We start from the raw sequence: 16,981 nt of genomic DNA, 5'->3' as shown, positions 1-16,981 counted from the left end.
ATTTATGGTCAAAGCGGCGCGTGAATTTGTGTGTCAATCCTGCGGTTCCCCCAGTCCCCGATGGTCCGGACGCTGCGCGGCCTGCGGCGAATGGAATACGCTGACCGAGGAAAGCGGCGCCGCCTCGCCGCTCGACGCCAAGGCCAAGCGCCGCAGCCGCACGTCCGGCGTGAAACTGGAAACGCTGAATGACGACGTCCCGCCACTGCCGCGCCTTGAGACCGGCATCGGCGAATTCGACCGGGTGATCGGCGGCGGCCTCGCGCCCGGCTCGGCGATCCTGTTGGCCGGCGATCCCGGCATCGGCAAATCCACGCTGCTGCTGCAACTGGCGGCAAGGCTCGCCTCCGCCGGCAAGCGCGCCATCTACTTCTCCGGCGAGGAAGCCGCCCAGCAGATCCGGATGCGCGCCAAGCGGCTCGGCGTCTCGGAGGCGCCCGTCGAACTCGCCGCCGAGACGAACACCGCCACCATCCTGTCGACGCTGGAGGACGGCACGCCGCCCGAGCTGGTCGTCATCGACTCGATCCAGACGCTGTGGACCGACATGCTCGACGCCGCGCCCGGCACCGTCAGCCAGGTGCGCGCCTCGGTGCAGGCGCTGATCTCCTATGCCAAGCGCCGCTCCTCCTCGATCATCCTCGTCGGCCACGTCACCAAGGACGGCCAGATCGCCGGGCCGAAGGTGGTCGAGCACATGGTCGACACCGTGCTCTATTTCGAAGGCGACAACAGCCACCTGTTCCGGCTCCTACGCTCGGTGAAAAACCGTTTCGGCCCAGCGAACGAAGTCAGCGTCTTCGAGATGGGCGGCACCGGCCTGCGCGAGGTTACCAATCCGTCCGAGCTGTTCCTCGGCGACCGCGACGATGCCAGCCCCGGCGCGGCGGTTTTCGCCGGCGTCGAGGGCACGCGGCCGATCCTCGTGGAAATCCAGGCACTTGTCGCGCCGTCACCTTTTGCCGCACCGCGCCGCGCCGTCGTCGGCTGGGACGCCAACCGGCTGTCGATGATCCTCGCCGTGCTCGACGCCCGCTGCGGCTTCAAGCTCGGGGCGCATGACATTTACCTCAATGTCGCGGGAGGCTTGCGCATTTCCGAGCCGGCGGCCGATGTTGCCGTCGCCGCGGCGCTCCTGTCGGCCCATTCAGGCGTTGCCTTGGGCGGCGATAGCGTCTATTTCGGTGAGGCAAGCCTGTCCGGCGCCATCCGGCCCGTCAGTCATGCGGCCATGCGGCTGAAGGAAGCGCAGAAGCTGGGTTTCACCGCCGCTGCGGCTCCCGCCTTCGGAGACGTCTCGGAGTTTTCGTCGGGTTTGCGGATCACGCCGCTTCGGCATCTGTCGGATCTGGCGGCGCGCTTCATCCGCGACGGCGGCGCAACACAAAGCCGTAAGCGGCCTGCTGTAGGCTGATTGACGTTTCGGCAGGCGGCAAAGGCCGATACAAGAGAATATGGCGCGGCAGACGGCGCCGGTTGCCCCGTGTAGAGGATGAGTTCCATGTCCATGCCCATACAGTGGCTCGATGTCATATTGGTAGTGATCATGCTGATCTCGGCCTTCCTCGCCATGCTGCGGGGATTGACGCGGGAAATGCTGTCGATCATGTCCTGGGCCTTCGCCGCCCTCGCCGCGCTGTTCATCTACCCGCTCTATCGCGACAAGCTGCGGCAAATGATCCAGCCCGACATCCTGGCGGACGGCGTGCTCATCGCCACGGTCTTCGTGATCGTCCTCATCGTCGTCAGCCTGATCACCGTGCGCCTCTCCGACAGGGTGCTCGATAGCCGCGTCGGCGCGCTCGACCGCACGCTCGGCTTCGTCTTCGGGCTGGCGCGCGGCCTGATCCTGGTGGTGATCGCCTATGAGCTGCTGGTCGCCATCATGCCGAAGGAGACCTTGCCGAAATGGGTCACCGAGGCCCGCTCGCTGACCGTGATCGAAAGCACCGGCCGGGCCATTATTTCGTTGCTCCCCGACAACCCAGCCTCAATGTTTGGTGGACAACGCGCCGAGAATATTCGCGAACACAAAAATTTGGCTGCCCTCTATGTCTTGAAAGTGACATATAGCGGGTCATATCAGCGTTATAACGCGCCCACGCAAGGCGGAACCCAAGAAGCGTCATAAACCCGCCCCCCGAAAACGATGAGGTCGGTTCATATGGACGAGAGCGGCGCAGCGGCAGCGGCAGATCATTTTCAATCCTTCCTGGCTTGGGACCGCGAGGACAAGCTCCGGGAGGAATGCGGCGTCTTCGGCATTTTCGACCATCCGGATGCTTCGGCCCTGACAGTTCTCGGCCTGCACGCGCTGCAGCATCGCGGCCAGGAAGCCGCAGGCATCGTCACCTTCGACGGCGACCAGTTCCATTCCGAACGCCGCCTCGGCCTCGTCGGCGAACATTTCACCAAGGCGCCGGTGCTCGAGAGCCTTCCCGGCCGCTATAGCATCGGCCATGTCCGCTATTCGACGCAGGGCGGAACCCTCCTGCGCAATGTGCAGCCGCTTTTCGCCGAATACGGCTCTGGCGGCTTCGCGCTCGCCCATAATGGCAATCTCACCAATGCCCGCACCCAGCGCGAGCGGCTGGTGCAGACCGGCGCCATCTTCCAGTCTACATCCGATACTGAAGTTGTGCTGCATCTGATCGCCCGCAGCCGCAAGCAGCGCATCGTCGAGCGCTTCATCGAGGCGCTGCTGCAAATCGAGGGTGGCTATGCGCTCGTTTGCCTGACCAACAAGAAGCTGATCGGCGCTCGCGACCCGCTCGGCATCCGCCCGCTGATGCTCGGTAAGCTCGGCGACTCCTATGTGCTGGCGTCCGAGACCTGCGCTTTCGACATCATCGGCGCCGAATTCGTGCGCGAAGTCGAAAATGGCGAGGTGGTGGTAATCTCGAAGGATGGGCTGGAGAGCCATCGTCCCTTCCCGAACCGCCCGGCGCGACCCTGCATCTTCGAATATATCTATTTCTCGCGCCCCGACAGTGTGCTCGGCGGCCGCTGCGTCTATGACGTGCGCAAAGCCTTCGGCGCCCAGCTCGCCCGCGAGGCACCCATCGACGCCGACGTCGTGATGGCTGTGCCGGATAGCGGCGTGCCCGCCGCCATCGGCTATGCCCAGCAATCCGGCATCCCCTATGAGCTCGGCATCATTCGCAACCATTATGTCGGTCGCACCTTCATCGAGCCCGAACAGCGCATCCGCGCCCTCGGCGTCAAGCTGAAGCACAACCCGACCCCGAGCGTCGTCGCCGGCAAGCGCATCATCCTGATCGACGACAGCATCGTGCGCGGCACCACCTCGATGAAGATCGTCCGCATGATGTATGAGCGCGGCGCGGCGGAAGTGCATATGCGCATCGCCTGTCCGCCGATCGCATGGCCGGACTATTACGGCATCGACACGCCCGACCGAGAGCATCTCCTCGCCGCCAATTATTCGCTTGAGGAAATGCGCCAGAAAATGGGCTGCGACTCGCTCGCCTTTCTCTCGGTCGAGGGCATCTATCAAGTGATGGGCTTCGACCGCCGCGATCCCGTCCAGCCCCAATTTACCGACCATTGCTTCACCGGCGACTATCCGACACGGCTCCGCGACCTCGAAGGCCCGCCACCCGTGCGCCAGCTCTCCCTGCTCGCCGAAGCGAGCTGAGCGCAACAGATCTGCGATACCCACTTTACCTCATCCCGCTCTAGCGGTGCAGCGTGCCGAGCGGTGCCTGCCGGGTGATGTCGTCCTCGCCGAGCGACGCGTGGGTGCGCGCGACCAGATAGCTCTCGATCTTGCCGATGAGCAGCGGAAAGTCGATGGGCTTGGCGATATAGTCATTCATGCCGGCCTGGAGATATTCCTCGCGGTCGCCGATCATGGTGTTGGCGGTCATGGCGATGATCGGGCGGCGGGAGGCCGGCCCTGTCAGCGAGCGGATGCGGCGGGTCGCCTCGATACCGCCCATCACCGGCATCCGGATGTCCATCAGCACCACATCATAGGGCAGGCGCTGCACCGCGTGCACCGCCTCGACGCCATCACCGACGAGGTCGACGACATAGCCGGCCTGCTGCAGCGCGCCCATGATCAGCCGCTGGTTGATGGCATTGTCCTCGACCACCAGCAGGCGGGCTTTAGGCTCGGCCGGCTCCCCCCCGCCCGGCGCGGCGGACGGCTGCATATTGGCGAGATTGACGGGCAGGACGGCGGCGTCCAGCGGCTTCAGCAGGGCAAACATCTGACGGACCAGCTTGTCCTGCATGACGGGCTTGGGACAGGCCGCGTCGAAGCCGAGCGCCCGCGCCTGCTGATCGAAGCTGATGCCTCCCGACGAGGAAATGATGAGCTTCACCGGTCCGTATTGCGGCTGCTCGCGGATCATACGGCGCAGCACCAGGCCGTCCGCGTCCGGCATCATGTGGTCGATGATCGCGATCCTGTGCGGGCGGCCCTCGCTGAGGGCGCCGGCGAGCATGTGCATCGCGCCGTTGGCGTCGGCGGCCAGATCGACCTCGGCGCCGAAGCTTTCGAGCTGCATTTGGAAGATCCGACGGTTGAGCGCGTTGTCGTCGACGACCAGGCAGCGCACGCCGTCCAGATTGCCGCCGGCGCTGTCGCGGATGGCCTCCATCGGCGGCACGGCGTCGGCGAGGCGGACGCGGAACCAGAAGGTGCTGCCCTCGCCGGGCGTGCTATCGACGCCGATCTTGCCGTCCATGAGCTTGACCAGTTCGCGGCAAATCGGCAGGCCGAGGCCGGCGCCGTTATATTTGCGCCGGTTGGAGCTGTCGGCCTGGGTAAAGTGGTCGAAGATCGAGCCGATCTGGCCGGGCTGGACGCCGATGCCGGTATCGATGACGGCGAAGCGGATGTCGTGATCGCCGTCGACCCGGACGCCCTCATGCCGGACCTCGATGGCGATACCGCCCTTTTCGGTGAATTTGATCGCGTTGCCTGTCAGCTTCAGCAGAATCTGCCGTACGCGCCCGACGTCTCCCGACAGCATCTCCGGCAACGAAGGATCGATGAAGGCGCCGATCTCGAGCCGCTTGGCGAAGGCCTGCGGCGCCAGCAGCGCGATGACTTCGGCGACCACCTCCTCGATCGACAGATCGGAGGTTTCCAATTCCAGCTTGCCGGTCTCGATATTGGAGATGTCGAGAATGTCGTTGAGCAGGTCGAGCAGCGTCAGGCCGGAGGAATGGATGGTCTCGGCATAGTCGCGCTGCTTGGGCGGCAGATCGCAGCTCAGGAGCATATTGGCGAAACCGAGCACGCCGTTCATCGGCGTGCGCAATTCATGGCTCATCATGGCGAGGAACTCGCGCTTGGCCTTTTCGGAGGCGAGCGCCCGGTCGCGTTCATGCACGAGCTCGTCCTGGCTTCGCATCACCGTGCCGACCAGCGGGATGAAGATGAAGACGGTGTTGAGCACGGCGGCGCCCAGCAGCACCAGCGCGCATAGGCCGAGCAGATAGATGCCGGCCTGGGCCGTGAGCGCCGTGCTCGTGGAGATGGAGTCCAGCGCGCGGTGATAGGCCGGCCAGATCGACTGATGCACCTGGTTGCGCAGATAGCTGGAGATGGCGTGATATTTCGCGCTTCCCCGGTCCTCGATCTCGGCGAGCTGGCGGCCGAACACGGCCAGGTCGGACAGCGCCGTCTCGAGCGTCGCGCCGGAGACGTCGCGCTCCTGCCAGACCGCCCGCAGCGGTTCCGGCATCGTGCCGGGCTTCAGCCCGTAGCGCTGGCGCAGATTGCGCAGATCCGCCGCGGAGGCCGTCGTGGCGGTGGCCGCTTGGGGGTGACCTTCGGGGCCGGTCAGCGAACTCATCAGGGCGGTGATATTGGCGACATTGTCCAGCGCGCCAACCAGCCTTGCCTGAGCGGCGGCCGTCTCGTCACTGGAGGTCGGCCTTGACATTTCCGACTCGAATTGGCTGGTCGCCTGGATCAAATCGGTAAAGAGCTTGGAGTAGAGGGCATGCGCCTTGAAGGATGACAGGGCCTGCCAGCCGACGACAATCGCGATGACCATGCTGAGCCCGACCGTAATTCCCGCCAGCCACAGGCGTGTGCGAAGATATCGCTGGGTCAATAGTTCCGACATTCAGCCATCCAGGGGCGGGTGATGCTAAGGAACCAAGATCATCCGCCGAAAGCCTAAATGTTAGGCGAAGATGATTCGAGCTGGGTTATGTTTGCACGACGTAAAATTTTATGTAGTTTGCATTTCAATAGAAACATGAAATATTAGCTTTAATAAGCGTGGTTAAGTAAATTTTGATATTATCTGTAAAACTTTAAACGCCTTTTATCGACAGCAAAAAACCACAATAGTCCGCAGCCGCCGCAATTTCATACGCGCTGCCCCGTATGTGGCGGCCGATCGGCCTTGCCTGCCCTTCCCACAACTTATTTTTTCCATAGTTTTCTGGCTCAAACGTCTTGGGCGGTTTCATCAATCCATGCGGGCGGTAAGGATGCATTTACCTTTATGAGCCTTACTTCTTGTTCTAATTTGAAACAGGTCGCGACACTGGGTCTGCGAGGCGTTGTGAAATTTCAGCGTTTGGGGCGCTGGAGGATGGGCAGGGAAGTCGTGATCGGTTTACGCTCCGCCACGAGGAGCGCCAAAATTGTCGCCGCCGCGACGGTGGTTTCGCTGCTCGGCGCCGGGTCCGCGTTCATCGATTACGCGCTTTCGGCAAGGCATGCGCCACGCGTCCATGGCGTGACCATCGTGCGCGTGCCGGCCCCGGCCGACGCGCCGCGCATCGCGCTTGGGCCACAGGCGAGCGCCCTTTTCAGTCAGCACGGCAAACAGAATCGCGCCGACGTCGAAGGCGGCCATGCCGCCGCTCCGTCCACGGCCAGTGCGACCGCCGATGAGGGCATCGAGGGCGCCGACAAGCCGCATTTCATGGCGGCCGCGATGACGCCGATGGAGATCGGCTCGATTTCCGGCATGGCGGCGGAGACCATTCTCGGGCAGGACGTCAATCGCGGCGGCAAGCGGGACCGGCTGTCGCTGCCGCAAATGGCGGTTGCCAGGCTGCTCACCCCGGCCGACGAGCCCGAGATCACCGCCGGGGCCAGCGCCGCTTTGTTCTTCGTCTCACCGCCGCCCTCCGGCCCCGCCGAGACGGCGGCTTTTGCCGCGCCGGAAAAATCCCCTATTACCGCCACCGCCTCCACCGACGAGCCGAGCGTGGTCGCCGCCGTCACCCCGCGCCGCGCCACCTCGGCGCAGGCCACCTGGGCCGATCTCGTCAAGCTCGCCCGCGTCAAGGGCGGCGACGGCGAGGAAAAGGAGCCGAGCATCTTCGGCGGCCTGACCGAGAAGGAATTCCGCGCCCGCGAGTTGCGCTGCATGGCCACCGCCGTCTATTTCGAAGCGCGCGGCGAGTCGACCAAGGGCCAGATCGCCGTCGCCCAGGTCATCATGACGCGGGTGCGCAGCGATTTCTACCCGAACACAATCTGCGGCGTGGTCTATCAGGGCCAGTGGAACAAGAACGCTTGCCAATTCTCCTTCGCCTGCGACGGCGTCGCCGATACGCCGAAGGAAAAGGACGAGTGGGAGGCCGCGCTCCAGGTCGCCAAGAACGTCATGTCGGGCAAGGTCTATCTGGAGGAGGTCGGCGACGCGACGCACTACCACGCCACCTATGTCTCCCCGCAATGGCGCAAGCTGGTCAAACGCGTGACCAAGATCGGCGTGCATATTTTCTACAAGGCGCCCTTCGTGAACCCTCTGGTCGCGAATACCGAGCTGAACCAGCTTTAGCGCCGATCGGCTGCCTCACACGCCCATCGTGCCTTCCAGCCGCCGGCCGAGCGCGATCAGTTTCGGCCGCGCCTGGGTCATCAGGAATTCCGGGCTGACGACCATGTCGGGCGCGCCGCAATTCACCGCCATGACCGGCATACCGCCGCCCGGCCGGAAGCCGACCGCGATGGCGTTCACATTGCTCTGCCACTCGCCGAAGCTGGTGACGCAGCCGAGCCGCCGGTGATCCTCGATGGCCTGTTCGATGCCGTCGCGCGTGCGCGGCCAGTTCAGATCGTCGAGCGCCCGGATTTCCTCCAGTATCGGCGCGCGCTCTTCCTCGGTGCAGACCGCGAGGAAGGCGCGGCCCATGGCGCTGGTCGAGATCGAGATACGCGAGCCGACATCGAGCGTCAGCGAGACGGCGGATTCGCCGCGAAAGCATTCGACATAGACCATGCTGAGCCGGTCGCGCGCGCCGAGGCCCACATGCGCCTTGGAGAAGACGGCCAGTTCCTCCATCAGCGGACGCGCGATCGGGCGGACGTCGAGCCGGGCGAGCATGGCGGTGCCGAGCGCCAGGATGGCGGTGCCGAGCCGGTATTTGGCCAGCGGCTCGACATAATGCAGGTAGCCGAGCCGGGTCAGCGTGTAGGTCAGGCGCGAGACGGTCGATTTCGGCAAATTGCAGCGGGCCGCAATCTCCTGATTGCCGAGCAGCGCCTCGTTCTTGCGGAAGCAGGCCAGCACTTCCAGCCCTCGCGCCAGCGAGGTCACGAAGTGGCGCTCCTGGGTGTCGTCGATCCGCAAGGGGATCACCGCCGCTTCGCCCGCATCCTTGAATCGCTTTCTCGCCATGCCGTCCGCTTCCGTGCGTTGCCCGCGCGAGCCCTCGCCGCGTCCGCCGCTTGACGGAACGGCGACGTGTGCTAGGCTTCAATCGCATTTGCAGAAAACTATTCCGCACAGCGGCATAATGTCAACCGTGTGCGCGATTTATGCCTCACCCGCGTGCGGTATGCGCAATCCCGCTCGCGCGTGTATCCTTGCGATGAGGAAACGCAATGAAATCGAAGACGGCGCAAATTGCGTGTGACGGTGCCGCCGCGCCCGGGAAGGCGCAGGCTTTGGCGTCACAATTCGCCGATTTCATGACGAGCAATTGAGGGGCAGCGCCATGGATCTCCGCTTCACCGATGACGAAATCGCGTTCCGCAACGAGGTGCGCCATTTCTTCCGTACCGCCATCCCGGCCGAGATCCGCCGCAAGTTCTCCGAGGGCGAGGAGGTATCGCGCGAGGACATGGTGACGTCGCAGCGCATCCTGAACGCCAAGGGCTGGGCGACGCCGCGCTGGCCGGTTGCCTGGGGCGGGCAGGATTGGACGCCGATCCAGCACTACATCTATCTGGAAGAGCTGCAGTTCAATTCGGTGCCGCAGCCGCTGCAATTCAATGTCGACATGGTCGGCCCGGTCATCGCCGCCTTCGGCAACGACGCGCAGAAGCGGCAATTCCTGCCACGCATCGCCAATCTCGATGATTGGTGGGCGCAGGGCTTCTCCGAACCCGGCGCCGGCTCCGACCTTGCCTCGCTGAAGACCCGCGCCATCCGCGACGGCGGTCATTACATCGTCACCGGCCAGAAGACCTGGACCACGCTCGCCCAATACGCCAATTGGATTTTCTGCCTCGTGCGCACCGATCCCGAGGCCAAGAAGCAGATGGGCATCTCCTTCCTGCTGATCGACATGGCGACGCCCGGCGTTGTCGTGCGCCCCATCATCACCATCGACGGCCGGCACGAGGTCAACGAGGTGTTTTTCGACGATGTGAAAGTGCCGGTCGCCAATCTGGTCGGCGAGGAGAATCGCGGCTGGGATTACGCAAAATTCCTGCTGGCCAATGAGCGCACCGGCATCGCCCGCGTCGGCATCACCAAACAGCGGCTGGCGCGTGTCAAGGAAATCGCCCGGCAGACGCCGGCCGGCGAGGGCAGCGTGTGGGACGATGCCGCGTTCCGCTCGCGCGCCATGCTGGCCGAGATCGAGCTGAAGGCGCTGGAGCTGACGCAGATGCGCGTCGTCGCCGAGCAGGCCAAGAGCGGCGGCAACAGGCCCAATCCGGCCTCCTCGATCCTGAAGATCAAGGGCTCGGAATTGCAGCAGACGGTAAGCGAGCTACTGCTCGAGGCCGCCGGTCCGAACGCGCTGGCCTTCCGCGGCTATGATGTCGAGCCTGGCAGCAACGATCCGCTCGCCGAACTGGCCTGGGCGGGCCTCGCGGCGCAGAATTACTTCAACTACCGCAAGGTCTCGATCTATGGCGGCTCCAACGAGATCCAGCACAATATTATCTCGAAGGCTGTATTGGGGCTCTAGAGCGGCGAAATGAACGAGGTAGATCCGCTCGCCGAAGCCCACCCTCTCCCAGGGGAGAGGGTGGAACGCGAAGCGTTCCGGGTGAGGGGTTGGTGCCTCTCGGCTGAGTCACGAACCCCTCACCCCCGCCCTCTCCCAAGGGAGAGGGAGTCCGGCTGCGGGTAGATTTCTCAACGAATCCCGCCTTGCGCGAGGATGACAAAAACTGGCGCGTCTTGAACAAGGGCAGAGGATGGATTTCGACCTTACGGAAGAGCAGTCGCTGCTCAAGGACAGCGTGGACCGGCTGATCGAGGACCGCTATGGCGATTTCGAGCGCCGCAACGCCTATGCCAGGGAGCCCGGCGGCTGGAGCCGGGCGGTCTGGCGGGATTTTGCCGCGCTCGGCCTGACGGCGCTGCCTTTCGAGGAAAGCACGGGCGGCATCGGCGGCGGTCCGCTGGAGACGATGATCGTCATGGAGGCGGTCGGGCGCGGCCTGACGCTGGAGCCGTTCTTTTCCACCGTCGTGCTTGGCGCGGCCGCGCTGCGCCTGGGCGGCACCGAGGAGCAGCGCGAGACGCTGGTCCCGCAAATCATCGCCGGCGAGCTGATCCTGGCGTTGGCCCAGGGCGAGCGGCAGGCGCGCTACGATTTGTTCGACGTGGCGACCACGGCGCGCGAATCCGGGGATGGCTTCGTCCTCGACGGGCACAAGACCATGGTCATCCACGGCGACAGCGCCGACCGGCTGATCGTCAGCGCGCGCAGCTCCGGCGGGCGGCGCGACAAGAGCGGCATCACGCTGTTCCTGGTCGATGCCAGGGCGCCCGGCGTCGAGATCCACGGCTATGCGGGGCAGGATGCCCAGCGCGTCGCCGAGATCACGCTGAACGGCGTCAAGGCCGGCGCTGACGCGGTGCTCGGCGGGCGCGACCGGGGCCACGACCTCTTGGAGCATGTCGTCGATATCGGCATCGCGGCGCTGGCTGCCGAGGCGGTCGGCGCGATGGACGCGCTGCATGCGCTCACCCTCGATTATCTGAAGACCCGCAAGCAGTTCGGCGTGGCGATCGGCAATTTCCAGGCGCTGCAGCACCGCGCCGTCGATATGATGATCGCCTTGGAGCAGGCGCGCTCGATGTCGGTGCTGGCGGCGATGATGGCCAATGCCGGGGCTCGCGAGCGCCGCGCCGCGATCTCGGGCGCGAAGGTGCTGATCAACCGTTCGGCGCGCTTTGTCGGCCAGCAGGCGATCCAGCTCCATGGCGGCATCGGCATGACGATGGAATATAAGGCCGGGCACTATTTCAAGCGGCTGACCATGATCGAAGCGCTGTTCGGCGACACCGACCACCACCTTGCGAAAGTCTCCGACGCGGGCGGCTTGCTGGAAGAGGTCGCGTGATCGGGCAGGCCACGGCGCTGAGCAAGCCCGTCCCGGTGGTGCTGGTGCCGGGGCTCGCCTGTTCGCCGCTGCTGTTCGCGCCGCAATTCAGCGCGCTGTGGGAATTCGGGCCGGTCATGGTTGCCGACAACAGGCGCGGCACCACCATGGCCCAGATCGCCGCGCATATTCTCGACGCCGCGCCCGCGCGCTTCGCGCTGGCCGGTCTCTCGATGGGCGGCTATATCGCCTTCGAGATCATGCGGCGGGCGCCGGAGCGCGTGCTGCGCCTCGCGCTGCTTGATACGGCGGCCGTCCCCGAAAGCCCGGAGCAGACCGAGCGCCGCGACGCGCAGATCGCCATGGCGCGCTCGGGCCAGTTTTCGCAAATCCCCGATCTGATGCTGCCCAGGCTGATGCACCCGCAGCATCAGAAGGTCGAGGGCCTCGTGCGGATAAACCGGCAGATGCATGAATCCTGCGGGCCGGAGGCGTATATCCGTCAGCAGGAGGCGATCAAGGCGCGCGCCGACAGCCGCCCGCACCTGTCCAAGATCCGCTGCCCCACCCTCGTGCTCGTCGGCGACAGCGACCAGCTCACCCCGCCGGACAATGCCCGCGAGATCGCCGCCGGCATTCGCGGCGCGAAACTGGTCGAGGTCGAGACCTGCGGCCATCTCTCGACGCTGGAGCAACCCCGCGCCGTCAGCCGCGCGCTGGTGGATTGGATGGGCGGCTGAAGAGTTGGACGGTTGCACCGCTCCAGGTGAGCCGCAGCCGGCGCCCACTGAAAATCTGCACAGGTGGGTAATCTACTTCGTCGCCCCGGCCGGTAGAGCCGGGTTCTACTCGCTTCGCTGCAAGTATGGTGCCAGCGGTTCCGCCAATGGGTCCCGGTTCGACCTGACGGCCGCCCGGGGCGACGGAGGAAGAGGCTTCGCGCCGCCTCCCCCGTCAATTCGAAAACAGATCCTCGAGCCAGGATTTGCGTTGCGCGCCGCGCGCGGGGCTCGCCGTCGGGGTGCCGAGCGTGGAATCGCGGCGGGCACTGCTGCCAGTGCCGCCGAACAAAGCATCCCACAGGCTTTCGCCGCGTCCGCCCTGCCCGGCGGGCCGGTTGCCGCGCGCCTCGAAGAATTCGCCGCCCGGCAGATGGGCGGGCTCCTTGTTGACATGGGCGTAGATCATCAGGTCGCGCCAGATCAGCGTCGGCAGGGAGCCGCCGGTGACACGCTTCATCGGCTTGGAATCGTCATTGCCGAGCCAGACGCCGGTCACGTAATAGGCGGTATAGCCGATGAACCAGGCGTCGCGGTAGCTCTGGCTGGTGCCGGTCTTGCCGGCGGCGGGGTGCGGATCGATCGAGCCGGCATTGCCGGTGCCGTATTGGATGGTGCCGGTCAGCATGTCGTTCATCTGCGCCACATTATTCGGGCGGATGACGCGGCCCCAATTGGTGCGGCCGATCTTGTAGACCTCGCGGCCCGAGGCGTCCTTGACGGAGCGGATGATATGCGGCTGCGCGCTGAAACCGCCATTGGCGAAGGGGACATAGGCGGTCGCCATTTCCAGCAGCGTCACTTCGGAGGTGCCGAGCGCGATCGAGGCATTCGGCTCGAGCTTCGAGGATATGCCGAGCCGGTGCGCGGTCTTGATGACGTCGTCGCGCCCCGACCATTCCGACAGCCGTACCGCCACCGTATTCAGGCTTTTGGCGAGGCCGTCGCGCATGGTGACGTCGCCATAGAAGCGGTCATTGGCATTGCTCGGCGTCCAGTCGCCGATGCGCAAGGGGCCGTCATGCACCATGGTGTCGGGGTTGAGGCCCTTCTCCAGCGCGGTGAGATAGACGAAGGGTTTGAAGGTCGAGCCGGGCTGGCGCTTGGCCTGGGTGACGTGGTTGTACTGGTTCTTGGTGTAGTCGCGCCCGCCGACCAGCGCCTTCACGGCGCCATTGCGGTCGATGATGACCGCCGCCGCTTCGCCCGCGTCATATTCCTTGCCGTGCCGGTCCATCTGGTCCTTGACGATGCGCTGGGCGACGCCCTGCAGCTCATAGTCGATGGTGGTCTCGACCACCATGTCCTCTTTCAAGTCGAGGCCGAGTTCGGGCACCTGCGCCACCACCCAGTCGATGACATAGCCGTAGCTTTCCGAGGGCAGATAGGTGCGCAGCGTCGGCGGCTCGGCGAGGGACTGCCTGTAGACGGCATCGCTGATGTCGCCGCCGTCGTGCATGTTGGTCAGCACCAGCTTGCCGCGCTCCAGCGAGCGGTTGAAATCGGTGGTCGGGGCGAAATAGGTCGGCGACTTGATCAGGCCGGCCAGCATGGCGGATTCGTAAGGGGTGATCTTGGTGACGCTGTGCCCGAAATAATGCTGGGCGGCGGCTTCGACGCCGTAATTGCCGGCGCCGAAATAGATGCGGTTGAGGTACAGCTCCAGGATCTGCTTCTTGTCGAGCCGCCATTCCAGCGACAAGGACAAGAGCGCTTCCTCGACCTTGCGCCAATAGGTCCGGTCCGGCTTCAAAAACAGCACCTTGACCAATTGCTGGGTGATGGTGCTGCCGCCCTGGACGACGCGGCCGGCGCGCCGGTTGATGAAGACGGCGCGGGCGATGCCGAGCGGATCGAAGCCGTAATGGTAATAGAAGCGGCGGTCCTCGGTGGTCAGCACCGCGTCGATCAGATGCTTGGGCATGTCGTCGAGCTTGACGTGGCTGCGGCGCAAGCCTTTTTCGGCGATGACCTTTTTGTCGTCGGACAGGATGGTGATCTTGGCGGCCTGTTTGCTGAGGCCGGCCTTGAGCGGGTCTTCGGCGAAGAGCGAGTAGACCGTGACGGCGCTGGCCAGCACCACGGCGAACCACACCGCAGTGATGGCGCCCCAATAGAGCGTGAACCGCGCGATGCGAAACGGCAGTGAGCGGATTTTGCGCGGCACCGGCTCGGCGGGGTAGTCGCGCTTCAGGCGGGCGGCGAATTCGTCGTCTTCGATGGTGCGGCGCGGCGGCGCGGGTTCCAGCTCGAGCGCCGGCGGCTCGTCGAAGCGCAAAGGCTTGGCCTCGCGGATGAAGCGCGGCAGCGGGTCGGCGCCGAGCGGAACGGGCGGGCTTGCACCGTCATCCGCCGCGCCGGCGCGCCGGCCGGTGAGCCTTTTGAGCAGGGCGTCGAAGCGGCCGCGCAGCGCGGACGCGGAACTCTTGCCGAAATTCATTGCAGGTGCAGCCCTTGGCGCGAGGAGACGAAGTCTCGCCGAGCGCCTGTCCAACGGGATTAATCAATTGCGCTTGCAAACTGATCTGAAAATTTGACGGGAGCACGGCGAAATGTGGCGAATGGCCTGGGCGATATGGCGGGGGCGGATGATCTATCGCATAATGCCGGTCACGGACAAGGCCGCAGGTGCATTTACGGCGCCTTGAGCCTCTTGCCGGTCGAGGCTTGCGCGGGATTTGATGGCTATGCTGTCATTGTCAATCAAGTTCCGGCGCATGAGGCAATAGAGCGCCCTTGCGACACTTATTTGTGACTTGCATGCTGGTTGCGTTGGCGGGCAATTCCGTGATCTTCTAACCGCTGTCGCGGGGCCCGGCCGCGCGGATACTTCGAAAAACTGGATAAATTTGTCAAAGTAACTTTCGACAATTTGCCGCCTCGTTCGTAGGCGCGCAAGTCGCGGCAGGAAACAGCGCATGAATCGACAATAAACCCGCCCCCAGGCGCCGCAAGGTCCATGCCGGAGCAACGGGTATCGCCGCCAATCCGCCGGGCCTGTGGCGACGACGCCGAAACCCCAACTCCAGGAAGACCCATATGGCAAGTTTCACCACCAAAGACGGCACCGAGATCTATTACAAGGACTGGGGCAAGGGACAGCCCGTCGTGTTCAGCCACGGCTGGCCGCTCTCGGCCGACGCCTTCGAAGACCAGATGTTCTTCCTCGCCCAGAACGGCTATCGCACCATCGCCGCCGACCGGCGCGGCCATGGCCGGTCGAGCCAGCCCTGGGGCGGCAACGACCTCGACACCTATGCCGACGATCTGGCCGAGCTGGTCAAGACCCTCGATTTGAAGGATGCCGTGCATGTCGGCCATTCGACCGGCGGCGGCGAAGTCGCCCGCTATATCGGCCGCCACGGCACCAGCCGCGTCGCCAAGGCCGTGCTGATCGGCGCCATCCCGCCCGTCATGCTCAAATCCGAAAGCAATCCGAACGGCACGCCGATCGAAGCCTTCGATGCCATCCGCAAGGGCGTCATCGAGGACCGTTCGCAATTCTGGAAGGATCTCAGCCTGCCCTTCTACGGCTATAACCGTCCGGGCGCCAAAGTCTCCGAGGGCGTGCGCGAAAGTTTTTGGCTGCAAAGCTCCCTGGCGGGCTTCCCGGCCTCCTATTTCTGCATCAAGGCGTTCTCGGAGACCGACACCACCGAGGACCTGAAGAAATTCGACGTGCCGACCCTGATCCTGCACGGCGATGACGACCAGATCGTGCCGATCGCAGCTTCCGCGCTGCTCTCGTCGAAAATCGTCAAGAACGCGACTTTGAAAATCTATAAAGGTGCCCCCCACGGCATGTGCACGACCCACAAGCATGAGGTGAACGCCGATCTGCTGGCCTTCCTCAAAGGCTAGATCAACAGTGATCTAGTTCTTACATTTAGAGCGGGCTGACGGCGGTAAACCGGTATCGACTTTACCTCATCCCGCTCTAGTCCGCGCGCATAGTCTATCGCTGAGGGCGTCGTGCCCCGATCCATCAAGAGGTGCTGATATGACGACTACGGACGCAAAAGCCCGGCGGAAGTCTCCGCTCGAAACGCCGACCAACCTCACCAGCAACGCCACGCGCGACATCGCGGCCTCGCTGACCACCTTGCTCGCCGACGTCTTCGCACTCTATCTGAAGACCAAGAATTTCCATTGGCACATGTCCGGCCCGCATTTCCGCGACTACCATCTGATGCTCGACGAGCAGGGCGACCAGCTCTTCGCCATGACCGACGACATCGCCGAGCGGGCACGCAAGATCGGCGGCACGACGCTGCGCTCGATCGGCCAGATCGCCCGCCTGCAGCGCATACCGGACAATGACGCCGATTTCGTCACCCCGCTCGACATGCTCGCCGAGCTGCGCGACGACAACAAGCAGCTTGCCAGCTACATGCTCGAAACCCACGGCATTTGCGACGAGCACAACGACGTCGCAACGGCGAGCCTGCTGGAGAACTGGATCGACGAGACCGAACGGCGCGTCTGGTTCCTGTTCGAGTCCACCCGCCGAGTCGAAGGCTAGCCCTTCGCAGAGCCCGGCAAGAAATCCGTGGCCCCGGCCGTCAGAGCCGGGGCCCACTTGCCTCTCCGCAAGCATGGTGCCAGGCCAAGGGGTCCCGGTCCGGCCTAACGGCCGCCCGGGACGACGGCCGGAGAGGCCCCAAGCGATGCGCAAGGAGAGTCCGGC

Annotated in this window: 12 protein-coding genes; 9 read left to right on the top strand and 3 right to left on the bottom strand. The window is 64.5% G+C overall.

Annotation, left to right across the window (positions count from 1 at the left end; all coding sequences use genetic code 11):
* The first annotated feature begins 4 nt into the window (after window positions 1–4).
* The 3 genes from radA to purF all read left to right on the top strand — a co-directional run bounded on the left by radA (window position 5) and on the right by purF (window position 3,658).
* A complete protein-coding gene (gene radA / locus BLEFHOIH_RS07865) occupies window positions 5–1,414 on the top strand; it encodes a DNA repair protein RadA (RefSeq protein WP_088344105.1) in 1,410 nt (469 codons plus the stop codon).
* Window positions 1,415–1,501: 87 nt separating this feature from the next.
* Complete coding sequence (locus tag BLEFHOIH_RS07860) at window positions 1,502–2,131, top strand: CvpA family protein (RefSeq protein WP_170937052.1); 630 nt, start codon at window positions 1,502–1,504, stop codon at window positions 2,129–2,131.
* Window positions 2,132–2,164: 33 nt separating this feature from the next.
* Window positions 2,165–3,658 carry an amidophosphoribosyltransferase gene (purF, locus tag BLEFHOIH_RS07855; RefSeq protein ID WP_088344101.1) on the top strand — a complete coding sequence of 498 codons (1,494 nt, stop codon included), beginning with the start codon at window positions 2,165–2,167 and terminating at the stop codon, window positions 3,656–3,658.
* Window positions 3,659–3,698: 40 nt separating this feature from the next.
* On the opposite strand, the gene BLEFHOIH_RS07850 is transcribed toward purF, so the two are convergent.
* On the bottom strand, window positions 3,699–6,107 hold the full coding sequence (locus BLEFHOIH_RS07850; RefSeq protein WP_088344099.1) for a response regulator: 2,409 nt from the start codon (window positions 6,105–6,107) through the stop codon (window positions 3,699–3,701).
* A gap of 477 nt (window positions 6,108–6,584) precedes the next feature.
* Between BLEFHOIH_RS07850 and BLEFHOIH_RS27600 the strand changes: the two genes are divergently transcribed.
* Window positions 6,585–7,787 (top strand): cell wall hydrolase, encoded by a 1,203-nt coding sequence (locus BLEFHOIH_RS27600; RefSeq protein ID WP_088344097.1) that lies wholly within the window; start codon window positions 6,585–6,587, stop codon window positions 7,785–7,787.
* A gap of 15 nt (window positions 7,788–7,802) precedes the next feature.
* On the opposite strand, the gene BLEFHOIH_RS07840 is transcribed toward BLEFHOIH_RS27600, so the two are convergent.
* On the bottom strand, window positions 7,803–8,627 hold the full coding sequence (locus BLEFHOIH_RS07840; protein ID WP_088344095.1) for an IclR family transcriptional regulator: 825 nt from the start codon (window positions 8,625–8,627) through the stop codon (window positions 7,803–7,805).
* Window positions 8,628–8,946: 319 nt separating this feature from the next.
* Between BLEFHOIH_RS07840 and BLEFHOIH_RS07835 the strand changes: the two genes are divergently transcribed.
* The 3 genes from BLEFHOIH_RS07835 to BLEFHOIH_RS07825 all read left to right on the top strand — a co-directional run bounded on the left by BLEFHOIH_RS07835 (window position 8,947) and on the right by BLEFHOIH_RS07825 (window position 12,255).
* Entirely contained in the window at window positions 8,947–10,149 is a 1,203-nt protein-coding gene (locus BLEFHOIH_RS07835; protein WP_088344093.1) for an acyl-CoA dehydrogenase family protein, read from the top strand.
* Between the two features lie 232 nt (window positions 10,150–10,381).
* A complete protein-coding gene (locus tag BLEFHOIH_RS07830) occupies window positions 10,382–11,536 on the top strand; it encodes an acyl-CoA dehydrogenase family protein (protein WP_088344091.1) in 1,155 nt (384 codons plus the stop codon).
* Window positions 11,533–12,255, top strand: a complete 723-nt coding sequence (locus BLEFHOIH_RS07825; protein ID WP_348626035.1) for an alpha/beta fold hydrolase — start codon at window positions 11,533–11,535, stop codon at window positions 12,253–12,255. The genes BLEFHOIH_RS07830 and BLEFHOIH_RS07825 overlap by 4 nt, the downstream gene beginning before the upstream one ends.
* Before the next feature lie 214 nt (window positions 12,256–12,469).
* Here the strand turns inward: BLEFHOIH_RS07825 and BLEFHOIH_RS07820 are convergent, their stop codons facing one another.
* A complete protein-coding gene (locus BLEFHOIH_RS07820; RefSeq protein WP_088344089.1) occupies window positions 12,470–14,734 on the bottom strand; it encodes a PBP1A family penicillin-binding protein in 2,265 nt (754 codons plus the stop codon).
* 599 nt (window positions 14,735–15,333) lie between these two features.
* Between BLEFHOIH_RS07820 and BLEFHOIH_RS07815 the strand changes: the two genes are divergently transcribed.
* Window positions 15,334–16,155 (top strand): alpha/beta hydrolase, encoded by an 822-nt coding sequence (locus tag BLEFHOIH_RS07815; RefSeq protein ID WP_088344087.1) that lies wholly within the window; start codon window positions 15,334–15,336, stop codon window positions 16,153–16,155.
* Window positions 16,156–16,294: 139 nt separating this feature from the next.
* Window positions 16,295–16,816 carry a DNA starvation/stationary phase protection protein gene (locus BLEFHOIH_RS07810; protein WP_088344084.1) on the top strand — a complete coding sequence of 174 codons (522 nt, stop codon included), beginning with the start codon at window positions 16,295–16,297 and terminating at the stop codon, window positions 16,814–16,816.
* The last annotated feature ends 165 nt before the right edge of the window (window positions 16,817–16,981 follow it).

The organism is Rhodomicrobium sp. R_RK_3 (genome assembly GCF_002198715.1).
GTDB lineage: Bacteria > Pseudomonadota > Alphaproteobacteria > Rhizobiales > Rhodomicrobiaceae > R-RK-3.
This window is presented reverse-complemented; position numbering and strand designations above follow the sequence as displayed.

Coding starts and splice junctions, on each gene's coding strand:
- BLEFHOIH_RS07835 (WP_088344093.1), top strand. CDS start 8,947: ATGGATCTCCGCTTCACCGATGACGAAATCGCGTTCCGCAACGAGGTG.
- BLEFHOIH_RS07850 (WP_088344099.1), bottom strand. CDS start 6,107: ATGTCGGAACTATTGACCCAGCGATATCTTCGCACACGCCTGTGGCTG.
- BLEFHOIH_RS07860 (WP_170937052.1), top strand. CDS start 1,502: ATGTCCATGCCCATACAGTGGCTCGATGTCATATTGGTAGTGATCATG.
- BLEFHOIH_RS07830 (WP_088344091.1), top strand. CDS start 10,382: ATGGATTTCGACCTTACGGAAGAGCAGTCGCTGCTCAAGGACAGCGTG.
- radA (WP_088344105.1), top strand. CDS start 5: ATGGTCAAAGCGGCGCGTGAATTTGTGTGTCAATCCTGCGGTTCCCCC.
- BLEFHOIH_RS27600 (WP_088344097.1), top strand. CDS start 6,585: ATGGGCAGGGAAGTCGTGATCGGTTTACGCTCCGCCACGAGGAGCGCC.
- BLEFHOIH_RS07810 (WP_088344084.1), top strand. CDS start 16,295: ATGACGACTACGGACGCAAAAGCCCGGCGGAAGTCTCCGCTCGAAACG.
- BLEFHOIH_RS07820 (WP_088344089.1), bottom strand. CDS start 14,734: ATGAATTTCGGCAAGAGTTCCGCGTCCGCGCTGCGCGGCCGCTTCGAC.
- BLEFHOIH_RS07815 (WP_088344087.1), top strand. CDS start 15,334: ATGGCAAGTTTCACCACCAAAGACGGCACCGAGATCTATTACAAGGAC.
- BLEFHOIH_RS07840 (WP_088344095.1), bottom strand. CDS start 8,627: ATGGCGAGAAAGCGATTCAAGGATGCGGGCGAAGCGGCGGTGATCCCC.
- purF (WP_088344101.1), top strand. CDS start 2,165: ATGGACGAGAGCGGCGCAGCGGCAGCGGCAGATCATTTTCAATCCTTC.